We start from the raw sequence: 13,455 nt of genomic DNA, 5'->3' as shown, positions 1-13,455 counted from the left end.
TAAAAAGGAAAATGTATCCTTATCACAACAAAATAAAACAGCGAATAAAGAATGGTGAATTAGTTTCGTTTGAGTTTGTAGAAAAATATAAAAATATTTCTCCATGTTTAGTTTTATATTTCAAAACAGAACCTTTTACACGACCTATTCGCGAGCATCGTTTTTCTGAATATAGACTATTACTAAAAATAGAAAACGATTAACTTTCTTTTGGAAGTTGAATTTATTCGAAAAAATAAAAAAAGCGTTATCAATTTTCTTGGTAACGCTTTTTTATATTTTAATGGTAATATTTAGTAGTTGATTCATGCTTTTGTTTTTAGTTGTTCAGAATTCTACCTCTGCCCTCAATTTCTAATTGGATAAGTATCGATGCTAAATTTGTTTGTACAAATCCCAAATTGCCTGCAACTAAAACTCCTTTTTCTCCTGTCGATATTTTTTCGATTCCGTAAACACTTGATTCATCTTCAGGGTTCGAATTTCCTTCGTAACGATAGATATAAATAATTCTAAAATCGTGCGGATGATCAATCAAATCACTTTCTAATAAATTAAAATCTTCTTGATATCCTTTTTCCGCAAGTTCACGTAGCGCAACACTTGACGTTTCATAATTAAATTGCCTTCTTTCAAACATAAAATTTATTTTATTTGGTTAATAATTATAAATCTAATTAATTAATAGACAGAAAGTTGTTAAACATTCGTTAAGTATTTGAGCGCATAAAAAAATTAACATACTTAATGATTTATTGTATTCAAAATAAGTTCTTATTTTTGACAAAAAGATACAATGATTTTAGAAAAATTAAACCAAAACGAAGCTAATTTTGCGGATGTTATCGCGCATATTGAAGAAAATTATACTTATACTGCTTCTGCTTTTGTAAATGGAAATCAGGAAAATGCTGTAGATCAAAATCAAGGAAGTGCTAAAGTTTTTGCGTTCGCAAAATTGAATAATTTTTCTGAAGATGATACATTAAAATTATTTGCCGAACATTATCAAGCGGTTTTAGATACGCCAGAAGGAACAGACCACAACAACATTCGTCAATTTATGAAGAACGGTTGGAATGGTGTCAAATTTGAAAACGAAGTGTTGAGAAAGAAATAATCTCGAAAAGAATGTAAATCGTCAGCAAAAAGTGGACATCTAAGACCTAAAATTTAAGATAGTGTTTTTAAAAGCATTAATTTTAATTATGGCAAATTCAAAAAAGAAAACTCCTGAAAAATTTGTAAAAGATATTCGTCAAAACACAAGACGAATATTTACAGCGGAACAAAAGATTTTAATTGTGATGGAAGCCTTACGTGCTGAGATTTCAGTAGCTGAACTTTGTCGCAAATATGCTATTTCACAATCTCAATTTTATAAGTGGAACAAAGAGTTTTTAGAAGCTGGTAAAAAGCGATTATCTGGTGATATTACACGTGAAGCAACAAGTGATGAAGTTTCTGATCTCCGCAAAGAAAATTTACAATTAAAAGAGATTGTAGCCGATTTAGTTGTGCGTTATGATATCGTAAAAAAAACCTTGGATTCGTTGGATTAATCAATAAATTTAAGAAATATATGCGATTATCAGCAAGTGAAAAATATGAAATAATTCAGACTGTAACTCGTTCAGAAATTGGAGTTAAACGTACTTTAGAGGAATTTGGAATAGCACGAAGTACATTTTACAAATGGTATTCAAATTATCTAGAAAATGGATTTGAGGGTTTAGAATCTAAACGTTATTCAATGCATCGAAAATGGAATAGTATTCCTGAATCTCAGAAAGATTTAATTGTAGAATTAGCTTTGGATTATCCTGAATTATCTGCTAGAGAACTGGCTTTTAAAATGACCGATGAATTAGGGATTTATATATCGGAATCGAGTGTTTATCGGATATTGAAGCAACGAGATTTAATTCCAGCGCCCAATCACATTCTGATTTCAGCAGCGAATGAATTTAAAGATAAAACGAATTTTGTTCATCAAATGTGGCAAACAGATTTTACTTATTTTAAAATTATTGGATGGGGATGGTATTATTTGAGCACGATTTTAGACGATTACAGCCGATATATTATTCATTGGGAATTATGCAGTTCAATGAAAGCTGAAGATGTGAAAAGAACTGTAAAAACAGCTATTGAAAAAGCGAAATTAAAAACGAAACAGAAACCAAAATTATTATCTGATAATGGACCTTGTTATGTATCAAGTGAGTTAAAAGATTACTTGAAAAATACTCAAAAAATGAAACATGTTAGAGGAAAGCCTCTGCATCCTCAAACGCAAGGGAAAATCGAAAGGTACCACAGAACGATGAAAAATGTAGTAAAACTGGATCATTATTACCATCCTGATGAGCTGATTGAAGCCTTAAATAAGTTTGTAGAAAACTATAACAATTGCAGGTATCATGAGGCTTTGAACAACCTTACACCTTCAGATGTATATTTTGGTAGAGCAGATAAAATTTTAGAACAAAGAGCAATTATTAAACGGCAAACGATTGCCAAAAGAAGGCAATTGTATTTTCAAGAAAAAATAATAAATTTATAAACCAAACCCTCTCTTAATTTTTAGAAAGAGGTGTCCCATTTATTTTGACAACGTACATTGCTCATGATATCTTGTGTCTTCCAACAATAATTGTGGGAAAATTAGATTCAGATATTTATAAATATCATACTATTTTTAATCAGATAAAGCAAGAATTTTGTTCTGCTAGATTTCTTTTTTACGATTCTGTAGTTAATCAATCCCCCCATTTTAGTGATAGAGAAACGGTTATTATAGATTTACTTGATTATTCATTACACTCTTATAATGTAGAGAAAACAAAATTAGCATTTAGGACATTATATTCTATTTTAGATAAAATAGCATATTTAATTAATGTATATTTAAAATTAGGATATAATTCTCATGAAGTTACTTACAGAAAAATATGGTATTCAAAAAAAGGAAAACTTAATCCTTTAATAGAACAAAGCCAAAATTGGGCATTAAGAGGACTGTTTTGGCTTTATAAAGATTTTTTTGAAAAAGAAGAATTACATTCATATTTAGAACCAGAAGCTAAAGAGCTTTCAACTATTAGAAATTTCATTGAACATAAATCATTTAAAATTATAGAATTTGGAAGATCAGGAATATCAGAGGATGGTTTTACATATATTATAGAGAGAGAGTATTTTATTGAAAAAACTTTAAAGTTAATGAAAACTATAAGAGCTGGAATTATTTATACATCTCTATTTATAAATATTGAAGAAACTATAAAAGATTATGACTCAGATAAACTAGGAAAGATAAAGTTGTCAATTTTAGATGATAATTTAAAAATTTAGTAGATATAATATAGATAATGTTATTAGATTATAACTAATACCATTATCTATTACTTTATATGTTTTATATAGAATCTTTTATAATCGATAGTCTTCTAAATCAAATTCTCAAAAGCTTCATCAATTTCATAATCTTTAAAATCTTCTAAGTAAGATTCAGTAGTTTTAATAGATTGATGACCAAGAGCCTGTTTAATTTTAGAAACTTGAACACCATTTCTTAAAGATAATGTAGCAAAAGTATGGCGAGCAGTATAGAAATTTATTTTTGTGTCAATTTTTAGTTCTTTAAATATTAGCTTTAATTGTTTGTTGTAATAGCTTCTAACACTATGTTTTCGATTAAATAACTCTTCTTCATTATAATCAAGAATATCTTTTTTTAGTATTGGAAAAATGTAATCGGTAGTAAAAGGACGATATTCTTTGTAGAATTTCAATATTTCGTTTGTAATATCGTTTTCTGGAATTTTTACACGAATGTTGATCCCTGTTTTATTTCTTTTGTAAGAAAATTTACTATATTCTATTTCACCCCATCTTAATTCTGCTAAATCAGTAAAATTCATCCCTCTTGTATAAAAACTAAATAAATATAAATATCGTGCATTAATTGCTGAAGGAATCTTTTTAATATCAAAATCTATTAAATTTTGTAATTGCTCTTTGGTTAGTGCTTTTTTTATTTTTTGAGATTTAAGAGTAGATATTTTGTAATCTTTAAAAGGATATAATTCCTGTTTTGCAATTTTTGATTTTATTGCAATATTGAAAGTTGCACGTATATTTCTCATGTATACTCCAATACCACCATCTTTACATCCAGTTTTTCTTAAAAATGTTTCATAATTTAATAAGAAGTTATAATCAATATCATCAAATGAGTATTTATCAATGTTGCTTTTAAATTTTCTTAAAGAAATTAAAGTATCATTATGAGAATCACTATAACTTATTTGTTTTGATTCATATAATTGCTTTATTCTAAATTCTAAAAATTCAATAAAATTATTATTATCAATAGAATTTTGACGATATAAATTATCAAATTCTATTAATGTAAATGTATTTTTATACTCAAGGAGTTCGTTGAGAATTTTAGAAGCGTCATCCTCAAATCTACTTAATACTCTATTTGATTGATGATAATTTGAATTTTTAGAATTGAATCTACCTTTTGCTTCATTCCATTCTCTTAAATCACAAGAATAAGGGATTTTATAGAATTTAGATTTTCTATCAATCGTAATTCTTAAATAGATTGGAAATTTACCATCAGCTAGCGCATTTTTTTTGCAAACGATTTTAATACTTGATTTCATACATAAATTTTTATAGGTATAACATTCAGACAACATATTGTACTGTATTATCTATTTGAATGAAATCAAAAATAATTTTTAATATTTTTAAAATATTGACTTTCAGTAGTTATGAATATAAATGAAACAATTTGAAAGTTTCATTACGCCCACTCATAATCAGCAAGTCCTTGGTTCGAGCCCAAGTGGGACCACAAAAGCACCTTTTAAAAGGTGCTTTTTTTATTTAATTATATTGATTATTAGTTATTTATCGTTTTTGTTACACTTTGAAATCACCATCTTTTACCATTGTTTTGATATAATTTTGATATAAATAATTACTATAATAATCCTTATTATCAATGATATTTATATGATTCAATAAATTTATAAGCCATAATTATAAATTATTATTTTTTTTGGAAGATTATAACTTAAATCTTTGATTTTGCGTTATATATTTATAAACCAATTACTATTACCTAAATTATGAATCATAAAGATAATTATATAAAAATTAAAATAGAAGGCCTTTTTGACTTAGAAGAGTTAGAAAAAAAATATAGAATAAATGCAAATGATTTAAGAAATTTCCATAATCAACATTGCTCTTTTCAAGAATTTATTCCTACTACCCTTGTTAATTATATTCCTTATATTTATTTACCTATTCCTATTTATAACACTTGGAAAGAGAGACAATTGTCTGAAAAGGGTATAAAAGCTCCTTCTATTAATTATTCTAAAAAATATGGAGTCTTAATAAATTTTATACCGAAGAATCTAAGTATTCATTATGAATTGAGCATAAGTAAAAACAATTTATATACAGAGGTTATTAAAGATAAGTCATTTTTCAATAATGAAGAAGCTGATTTATTAGTAGAACAACTTATACAGCAAGCTAGTAATACATTGTATCCACTTAAATTGATTTTGAAAGACAATGGTGAAATTAATACTATTTTTAATGATGCTGACATTAAAACTCGTTGGGAACAAGATATAAAACCTTCTTTGGATACTTATTATAAAAGTGATATTTCAATTAATATTTTAAATAAAGTAGATTACATTTTTTTCGATATAAATAATAACATTAGTTTACTCAATAATAATCTTTTTTTTAACGTATTTTTTGCACCTATATACGAAGAATACAATGATTATAAAAAACACAAAACGTTAGATTTCCATATTCCAAGTATTAAAGAAAATATAGAGTTCAACTGTTTAATGTCCTTAGACAAAGAATATTCATTTCAAAACAAAATAATCTTAAATATAGAAGGGACGAATATTGATAAGAATGGAGAATTAAGTATTATATATAAACTAAATCGTGATTTTAATACTATTTATTCTATTGTTGGGGAAGTTTCAATTTATGATAAAGATCAAGATTTTAAAATTGCGTTTGAAATTTTTGAATTAGAATAAACTTTCATAAATTTGAATTAACCTACTCCTAAAATTATGAAACAAAAACATTTAGTCTGCCAAGGAGCAATCTGTAAATGCAATTTTGGAACTATACCTGACAAACTTAAGGTAAAGACACAAGGTCGACACTACATTAACGATAAAGAAGGTAAAGAAAAACTTACTGTTACTGATAAAGAAATCGGAAAACCTTTTGAAAAAAACTCGTTTGGAAATTGTGCAAAGTTAAATAACAACCCATGTCAAGTTACAGTAACAGCGTGGAGCGGATTCTACGAAAAAATAACGCTAGAAGATAACAACGGAAAAGTATTATTAGAAGATAGTAAAGCTACATGTCCTATAGGAAGTAAAGATTGTATTACTATAATTAATCATGGACAGACAGCGGAACTCTCTAAAAATAATATAAAAAATGCTCGCCCAGAAGTTGTAAATGAACTATTCCCATTCATAGATTTAGACGATAACAAAAAAGAGATTCTTTTCATTAAAAACACTAGCAATGGGTGACGAATTACACGTAAAAGTTTATGAAACATCGCCTCTTATAGGTGAATTTTATAATGACTTTGGTTCTTTAGTTCTAAAAGATGCTGGTGATTTTTATATTTATGTTGAAGAATATGTAAAAGAAATCAAAGAAATTGACAAAATATTCTCTGATCACATTAATAAATCAAAAGATGCATGGGAAAAAAGACAAAAACAAGGTTGGTCGCATGAAAAGCTTCTAGAAAATTGGAATGCTAATGAAAAATTACGCCATGATAATTATACAAAATCGTTAGAAGAGATAAGAAAAAAATATAACGATGTAAATTGGGCGTGGATTGTTGCTCGAAATAAAATTGAAGCAAAAGATCTAAATCATAATGATTCTTTTACGAAAGGCATTGAGCATGAAAAAATAAAACTAAATTTCCCGAAAGTATTAGAAGGAGGTGGGATGGCTTATTTAGAAGCTTACCATGAAAAAAAACTCCCTAAGGGTGTAAAACCATTTGGTTTATTTGTTCAGGCTTTAGGTACACCTAAAATACTAGATATTGAATGGACTGATTTTAATTACAATTCGCTTAAAGGGAAAACTGTAAAATTTGGTTCTGAAGTCTTGCTTCATATCTATACAGAATCTTTGTTTGGAGAAGAAATCGAAGTTTTATTATATGATCATGATTTAATAGATCCAAATGATAAATTAACAATTGGTACGAGTGATCGATTTACAAGAGAAGTAGATATTTTTGAAACGAAAAGTTTTGAAGCAAAAAAAGAAAATGTTTCTCATTCTATTAATAATGAAAAAGAGAATAATGCTTCATATATCCAAAAGACCGAGATTCAAGTGAAAATAGATCGGGTATGGGAAGCTTTAGCAGGGAAAAATCTAGAGATTTTTCCTTCTATAAGAATATTAAAATCGGAAAAAGTTTTTACAGAATATCCTAAAAATTATTTAAAGGTATCAAATGAAGGTGATGACTATGATACTCCTAAAGAAATAACAAATAATCCTGTTCTTGTCGGAAATATAGAAACAAATATAGCTCGTTTTCATCCCTGTACTTATACAGAAATATTGATAAATTACAAGGAAAAGGAAGCGAAAAAAAGTATTTATCTATTCAAAGAAGTTGCTGGTTTTAGAGGTTCTAATATTCTAAATTTTGGAATGATAGTAGGTAGCACTCCTAAGGATTTTACATTAAATGTAAATGATAATATTGTTACAGATGATTGTAGATATCACGGAAAAACAAACGATCATGCGAAAAATATTTTCAGTTACGATAAAACTAAAACTCCAACCAATGTTAGGATAATTGAAAATACTCCAAAAGAAATTAAAGCGGTAGCTAGTTTCAATTTCGGTGTATTAAATTTAGTCGATTATTTTTGGATAGGAAAGAATAACAAAAAAGTCGTCAATAACTTAGTTGTCCAAGCTTCTTCGTGTAGATATCAACATATTATACACGTGATGATTGTTCCTGATATTGAATGGAATATTAATTTCTTTTACAACACTCCAGATCCTGTTTGGTATGGTAACTCTTCTCCTACTTATGACATATATGGTACAGAAAAAACAGAAGTAAGGGATAATACAAAAATAGGAGATATTGTACGCCCTAAAGATAGAGTTGCTTTGGCAGAGCTAAAAAGAGAGGAGAATGATGCAAATAAAAATACAGCAGACGGGAAAAAGAAAATAGGAACTGCTGCTAACAGATATTTTGGAGATGTAAAATCTAATTTTGGATTGAGTGTTAAAGCAATCTATGATGGTGGTAAAAGTGACGAATTAAGCTGGAAATTCTCCGAAAAATATAGAAAAATATTATCTATTTTAAAAGATATATATGATTTAGCTGAGACTATCGCAGGAGCAAAGGATGCAAAAGAAGCCTCTGAAACTTTACCTCCTGTATTAGCAGGGAGAAGAAGTTTAATGAGTTTATCTCTTCTACCTCCCGCTCCCTCTGTAGGTGTAGGATGGAAATACATAAACAATAGCAATAATAATCTTTCGATAGAATTGGCAGGACGTGTTAAATGCGTCCCTCTAATTGGTGGAGACCTACGAATAGACCTTCTTGCTCTTGCAGACAAAATACCTGTTTATGGGAAATTAATAACAGCCTTAGATTTAACAACGTGGTTACTAGAGAAAATTTCTTTGAACACACTTTCTATTAATTACAGGATAGACCTTACATTTTACGCTAAATTAGATTTGGATGAAGCGGCAATTAAATATCAACAAGACTGTATAACAGAAGAATCTAATCTTGACCTCAATCTTAATGTATCGGGTACATTTGGAGGGAAATTAGAAATAAGTTTTGATACAAAAATCAAAATTGTAACAACAACCGAAATAATTTTTGAATCAGGTATAAAAGGAGATTGTTATTTTAAAATAACACCTAAAAAAGGAACAGAAAAAGACCCAAGCTTAGAATGGGAAACCAAATTCTCGGGATTAATTATTTCTGGATATTATAAATTTTCAGTTAAAAGAAAAGGCTCGGAAAATTCTCCCAATGAAAACTCTTTCGATCCTTTTTCATTAATACCAAGTTATACGGGTACACCTATTAGTATGAAATTTGGAGGTAATTAAAAAAAATATAATGAAAAAAATACTATTAATCATTATGCTAATTTTTAGTATAGCGAGTTGTCAAAACAAACAAGATAAACAAAATAAAATGAGTTCACTTAATCAATCTGAAAACAATTATATATATACTTTTAAAGTTTCTGTAGCAAATCCTTATGAAATTTATTTAAATGATGTTCCTTTCGATAAGAGTATTGAAAAAAGTAGTATAAATTTTGAATTACCTATAAATGATTTGATTTTAAAATCAGGAGAACAAAAAATAAAAATAGTTTTACATTCAGAAAACGATAAAAATATAGATAAAATAGGTCTTGAGCATTTTAAATTAGATGTAATGAGATATAAAAGTATTTCAGAAGTTGGTCAAAATGGATTTTTAGTAAAAGAAGTAAAATTTACTAATATTGTCAGTTCTCCAATAGTTGTTAAAGATGATTTAGTGAATATAGAAATACCATACGAAAATATTGGCTGGTCTTTGTCTTCAGATTTATCTAACGATAATAAAGAAGCTTTGAAAGAAGAAGTTTTGAAAAAATATAACGAACTCAAAGATGTTATAAATAAAGGAGATATAAACTCTTTTTTTTAAATGAATAAGATTAGAGATAATGAGGTGAATACTTCTTTTTATAATGACAAAACTTTAGCCAAAGAGGATAATGATTTCGTCAATGAACGAATCATGAAAAGTAAAGGCAATATGAAAAGTGTAGAAAATTATTCTATGAAGTTATATGGGAATGGTAAATTAGTTACACTTGAAAATCCTAAAGGGAAAAGTGCTTTATACGCTAATGATGGAAAAATGAATTATACATATTTTATTTTACTTCATCGTCCAAAAGATGGTGCACCTTTAGAAATTATTAGATAATGAGATTTTCTTTTAACTTTTATAGCTTATTTTTTCTGTTATTTTGTTTGACTAGCTGTGGACAAGATAATAAAAACTCTGATGCTGTAGAAAAACCAATCTATACTCTAAAAATTCAATCAGCAAATCCTTATGAGATTTATCTAAATGGAATGCCTGTTGAAAAATATTATTCTAATGAAAGTTCTAGTAGTGAAATTCCACTCAATGATTTCATTTTGGAAGGAGGAAATCAATTATTAGAAGTAGTTTTATTACCAAATAAAGATAAAACGGAAGTTGATAAATTAGGTATGGATAATTTTGAAGTTAAATTATATAAATATTCTGAAGGATTATCCAATATATCTAATGAAAATGGTCTATTATTAACAAGTATAGATTTTAAAAACGAACTAAAAGAATTACCCATAATAAAAAAAACTATTAATATAGATTTAGAGGTTTCTTACACTATAAATGGATGGAAAAATAGTGTTAATTTAAAAAATGAAAATCAAGAAACTCTTTTGAAAGAAGTTTTGGAAAAATACGAACAGGTAAGAGAATCAATTAATCAAGGTGACTTCGAAGGTTTTGAAAAACTTTATAGCAAAAAAAATATAGAAACTTATGAATCATATTATAATAATCAAGAAGTTATAAAAGAAGATAAAAATTGGATGAGAGAACGAATTGTAAAAAGTAAACATAATATGTTACCTATCACAGATTACAAACTTATTTATTATTCCAATGGAAAAGTAATAGCATTGGAAAATAAAAATAGAGAATCTCCTTTAATAGCTAATATTAATAATTTTGAGGAAGTATATAGTATTTTACTTCATCGTCCTAAAGCTGGTGCTCCTTTAGAAAAGCTGGTGCTCCTTTAGAAATTATTAGATAATGAGATTATAACACATCTTATGAAATAGAAAATTTCAAAAATGGAGGTTCTTTCGTGTTCTAGCATATCAATATGTTTAAGTTACGTAAAACTATTAATCAGTAATAATTGTTTATTTTTTCATTAAGATAAGTAGTTAATATAAAATAATTGTAACAGCATTATATTGTAATTGAATTTGTTGTAAAAAATATCAAAATTCTTTTATTTTTAACTTGTTTTTTATGTTTTAGATTTTATATATTTGCATTCACAATAAAGGGAATTATTCTTTTATTTTGGTCCTATAACTCAGCTGGTTAGAGTAGCTGACTCATAATCAGCAAGTCCTTGGTTCGAGCCCAAGTGGGACCACAAAAGCACCTTTTAAAAGGTGCTTTTTTTATTTAATTATGCTGATAATTAATGAATTATAAATTTTACTGCATTTTAAAATCTCTATTTTTTACCATTGTTTTGATATAATTTTGATATGATTTTTTGAGATTTATCAATTAAATAAGACTTCAGTTATAAACAATATTATTTTTTTAATTACTTAAAATCAATTTATTATAAAAAATATGGTATATTTAGTACAACTTACTAACCTACCACTATGTCAACTACTGAATTTTATATACATAAAATCCAAAAGAACGATACGTTATTATCTGTTGCAAAACGCCTACAGATTCATCCTGTTGATCTGAAATTCTTTCATAACGAGCGGTGTGAAATTTCTGAACGAATTGTTTTTGACCATTTAAGAGGAATAAACTTTCTTTTTGTTCCGATTTCTATTAATAGTAATTCATCAAGAAATAGAGAAAAAGCAAACGAGCGCCCAAATCAATTCTTCGGGCAGAGTTTTTATAAAAATGAATATCAAATTACCGAAATTATAAATGATAATCATCAAAAACAAAACCTTATTAGCTATAATATTACATTAAACTTTAAAGAAATTGAACATAAAAATATCGTTGAATTTAATCGAAAAGAGTTCCGACGAAATGGAGAGATTCCTGATGAAAAACTTTATCATTTAGCTCAAAAAACGCAACAATCTATTTTTCCTTTTCGATTCGTTATCAATGAAAAAGGAAAATTTATTTCTGTTTTTGAACCCGAAAAATTAATTAAAAACTTCCATAAAAACCGAAAAGAAATCGAAGCTGATTTTATTGGAGATTTAACAGAAAAATACCTCGATGCTTTTGAGTATAATCTTACGAATAAAGATTATTTATTGAATCAATTTACTTCTTCTTTACTTTTTCAAGTCTTATTTATGAATCGTGAAGTATTTCAAACGGAAAATAATTTTCTAAAGAAATTTTATCTCGTACCTAATTCTTTTGCTGTGAATTGTGAATGCAATGTTTCTTATTATCATTTTGAGAACGATGTATCGACGATTATCAATGCAAAAACAATAAACAATTATGATTTGGAAAATATTTTAAACGGAATTAAAAGTGATGAGGAAGATAAAACGAGTTCTTTTTACACTGAACTATTTTTTGAATATAAAACGGATAAGAAAGTCAAACAATTGTTAGAAGCTAATGCAGAAATACAACTTTATGATAACGAAAAACTGTACAGAATCTACAAACTAATCCTAAAATAAAAAACCAACCAAAACGATGAAAACTTATACTGTAAAACCAGGCGACACTTTTACTTCGATAGCCCAAGAAATTGGAGTGAAAGAAGGACATTTCTTATGAATTTATCATAATCTGAATTGTGATGAAAATGATGTGATGTATGGAAATCCGATTGTTGGAAAGACAATTGTATTTCCAGAATCTGAACTTATTATTTTTTCTGATGTCGAAGAATATAACGAGTTTTTAGAGAAAGAAGATGATGTAAGTTCTGAAAATGGAAAAGATATTGAGCAAGAAATTGAGTCTGAAAATCAGGAAGAGAGTGAAGAATCTCAGAAAGAAGAAAAATCTAGCTCAAAAAGCGAACATGATGGCAAACATTTTATTATTCAGAAAGGAATGTGTCAATGTAATCAAGGTTTTAAGTTTCCGAAGTTTAAAGTGACATCGCATCAAAAACATTATTGGAATGATGCAGATGGGCAAGTAGATTATTTAGCTGTCACAGAAGATGATTTAACTTTTGATCCTCCCGCAATGCCTTTCGGAAATTGTAAACTTCGTCCGACTTCGGGTGGTTATTTACCTTGTGTGTATTCGCCTGCGGGTAAATGGCAAAAAGCTTGTGATAAAATTAAAGTGATGGATAAAAGTTGTTTGACAGAAATTTCTGAATTAATGTGTGTAACTGGAGGAAAAATAACGATTCTGAAACACGGACAACAAAGTGAAGTTGGTAAAAAGAACATAGAGAATGCGAGTTCTTTTGAGCAACAAATCTATAATCCCGTGATTGATTTTGATGAGTTTAAAGATCAAATTGTTCAGCAAAATGTAGATTATTATTAACGGTT

Annotated in this window: 13 protein-coding genes, 1 tRNA gene and 1 pseudogene; 13 read left to right on the top strand and 2 right to left on the bottom strand. The window is 27.5% G+C overall.

Going from position 1 to position 13,455, the window contains the following annotated elements; genetic code table 11:
- Positions 1–11: 11 nt before the first annotated feature.
- Entirely contained in the window at positions 12–203 is a 192-nt protein-coding gene (locus FH779_RS03805) for a hypothetical protein (protein WP_180906119.1), read from the top strand.
- Between the two features lie 116 nt (positions 204–319).
- Here the strand turns inward: FH779_RS03805 and FH779_RS03800 are convergent, their stop codons facing one another.
- Positions 320–640 (bottom strand): hypothetical protein, encoded by a 321-nt coding sequence (locus tag FH779_RS03800; protein WP_180906118.1) that lies wholly within the window; start codon positions 638–640, stop codon positions 320–322.
- Between the two features lie 156 nt (positions 641–796).
- On the opposite strand from FH779_RS03800, the gene FH779_RS03795 reads away from it, so the two are divergent.
- From FH779_RS03795 to FH779_RS03785, 3 genes and pseudogenes are all read left to right on the top strand, one after another.
- Complete coding sequence (locus tag FH779_RS03795; RefSeq protein WP_180906117.1) at positions 797–1,120, top strand: HopJ type III effector protein; 324 nt, start codon at positions 797–799, stop codon at positions 1,118–1,120.
- A gap of 88 nt (positions 1,121–1,208) precedes the next feature.
- Positions 1,209–2,566: pseudogene (locus tag FH779_RS03790) on the top strand (IS3 family transposase).
- A gap of 92 nt (positions 2,567–2,658) precedes the next feature.
- The gene (locus FH779_RS03785) at positions 2,659–3,357 is read left to right on the top strand and encodes an LA2681 family HEPN domain-containing protein (protein ID WP_180906116.1); all 699 of its coding nucleotides are present in this window, start codon (positions 2,659–2,661) and stop codon (positions 3,355–3,357) included.
- A 95-nt stretch (positions 3,358–3,452) separates the two neighbouring features.
- Here the strand turns inward: FH779_RS03785 and FH779_RS03780 are convergent, their stop codons facing one another.
- A complete protein-coding gene (locus tag FH779_RS03780) occupies positions 3,453–4,679 on the bottom strand; it encodes a site-specific integrase (RefSeq protein ID WP_180906115.1) in 1,227 nt (408 codons plus the stop codon).
- 471 nt (positions 4,680–5,150) lie between these two features.
- Here FH779_RS03780 and FH779_RS03775 point away from each other — a divergent pair, with 471 nt between their 5' ends.
- From FH779_RS03775 to FH779_RS03735, 9 genes are all read left to right on the top strand, one after another.
- Positions 5,151–6,101 carry a hypothetical protein gene (locus FH779_RS03775; protein WP_180906114.1) on the top strand — a complete coding sequence of 317 codons (951 nt, stop codon included), beginning with the start codon at positions 5,151–5,153 and terminating at the stop codon, positions 6,099–6,101.
- A 36-nt stretch (positions 6,102–6,137) separates the two neighbouring features.
- Complete coding sequence (locus tag FH779_RS03770) at positions 6,138–6,617, top strand: DUF4280 domain-containing protein (protein ID WP_180906113.1); 480 nt, start codon at positions 6,138–6,140, stop codon at positions 6,615–6,617.
- On the top strand, positions 6,610–9,234 hold the full coding sequence (locus tag FH779_RS03765; RefSeq protein ID WP_180906112.1) for a hypothetical protein: 2,625 nt from the start codon (positions 6,610–6,612) through the stop codon (positions 9,232–9,234). Before FH779_RS03770 ends, FH779_RS03765 begins: the two co-directional genes overlap by 8 nt.
- Before the next feature lie 10 nt (positions 9,235–9,244).
- On the top strand, positions 9,245–9,829 hold the full coding sequence (locus tag FH779_RS03760) for a hypothetical protein (protein WP_180906111.1): 585 nt from the start codon (positions 9,245–9,247) through the stop codon (positions 9,827–9,829).
- A complete protein-coding gene (locus tag FH779_RS03755) occupies positions 9,830–10,114 on the top strand; it encodes a hypothetical protein (protein ID WP_180906110.1) in 285 nt (94 codons plus the stop codon).
- Positions 10,114–10,989 carry a hypothetical protein gene (locus FH779_RS03750; protein WP_180906109.1) on the top strand — a complete coding sequence of 292 codons (876 nt, stop codon included), beginning with the start codon at positions 10,114–10,116 and terminating at the stop codon, positions 10,987–10,989. Before FH779_RS03755 ends, FH779_RS03750 begins: the two co-directional genes overlap by 1 nt.
- Before the next feature lie 294 nt (positions 10,990–11,283).
- Positions 11,284–11,357, top strand: a tRNA-Ile gene (locus tag FH779_RS03745).
- 244 nt (positions 11,358–11,601) lie between these two features.
- Positions 11,602–12,618 (top strand): hypothetical protein, encoded by a 1,017-nt coding sequence (locus tag FH779_RS03740; RefSeq protein WP_180906108.1) that lies wholly within the window; start codon positions 11,602–11,604, stop codon positions 12,616–12,618.
- 136 nt (positions 12,619–12,754) lie between these two features.
- Positions 12,755–13,450, top strand: coding sequence for a DUF4280 domain-containing protein (locus tag FH779_RS03735; RefSeq protein ID WP_244958017.1), 696 nt, complete (start codon positions 12,755–12,757; stop codon positions 13,448–13,450).
- The last annotated feature ends 5 nt before the right edge of the window (positions 13,451–13,455 follow it).

Source organism: Empedobacter falsenii, from assembly GCF_013488205.1.
Taxonomy (GTDB): Bacteria; Bacteroidota; Bacteroidia; order Flavobacteriales; family Weeksellaceae; genus Empedobacter; species Empedobacter falsenii_C.
This window is presented reverse-complemented; position numbering and strand designations above follow the sequence as displayed.

What these genes read in the sequence shown, in the direction of transcription:
- FH779_RS03795 (WP_180906117.1), top strand. Translation starts at nt 797, where the DNA reads ATGATTTTAGAAAAATTAAACCAAAACGAAGCTAATTTTGCGGATGTT.
- FH779_RS03740 (WP_180906108.1), top strand. Translation starts at nt 11,602, where the DNA reads ATGTCAACTACTGAATTTTATATACATAAAATCCAAAAGAACGATACG.
- FH779_RS03805 (WP_180906119.1), top strand. Translation starts at nt 12, where the DNA reads ATGTATCCTTATCACAACAAAATAAAACAGCGAATAAAGAATGGTGAA.
- FH779_RS03800 (WP_180906118.1), bottom strand. Translation starts at nt 640, where the DNA reads ATGTTTGAAAGAAGGCAATTTAATTATGAAACGTCAAGTGTTGCGCTA.
- FH779_RS03775 (WP_180906114.1), top strand. Translation starts at nt 5,151, where the DNA reads ATGAATCATAAAGATAATTATATAAAAATTAAAATAGAAGGCCTTTTT.
- FH779_RS03750 (WP_180906109.1), top strand. Translation starts at nt 10,114, where the DNA reads ATGAGATTTTCTTTTAACTTTTATAGCTTATTTTTTCTGTTATTTTGT.
- FH779_RS03760 (WP_180906111.1), top strand. Translation starts at nt 9,245, where the DNA reads ATGAAAAAAATACTATTAATCATTATGCTAATTTTTAGTATAGCGAGT.
- FH779_RS03780 (WP_180906115.1), bottom strand. Translation starts at nt 4,679, where the DNA reads ATGAAATCAAGTATTAAAATCGTTTGCAAAAAAAATGCGCTAGCTGAT.
- FH779_RS03770 (WP_180906113.1), top strand. Translation starts at nt 6,138, where the DNA reads ATGAAACAAAAACATTTAGTCTGCCAAGGAGCAATCTGTAAATGCAAT.
- FH779_RS03735 (WP_244958017.1), top strand. Translation starts at nt 12,755, where the DNA reads ATGTATGGAAATCCGATTGTTGGAAAGACAATTGTATTTCCAGAATCT.
- FH779_RS03765 (WP_180906112.1), top strand. Translation starts at nt 6,610, where the DNA reads ATGGGTGACGAATTACACGTAAAAGTTTATGAAACATCGCCTCTTATA.
- FH779_RS03755 (WP_180906110.1), top strand. Translation starts at nt 9,830, where the DNA reads ATGAATAAGATTAGAGATAATGAGGTGAATACTTCTTTTTATAATGAC.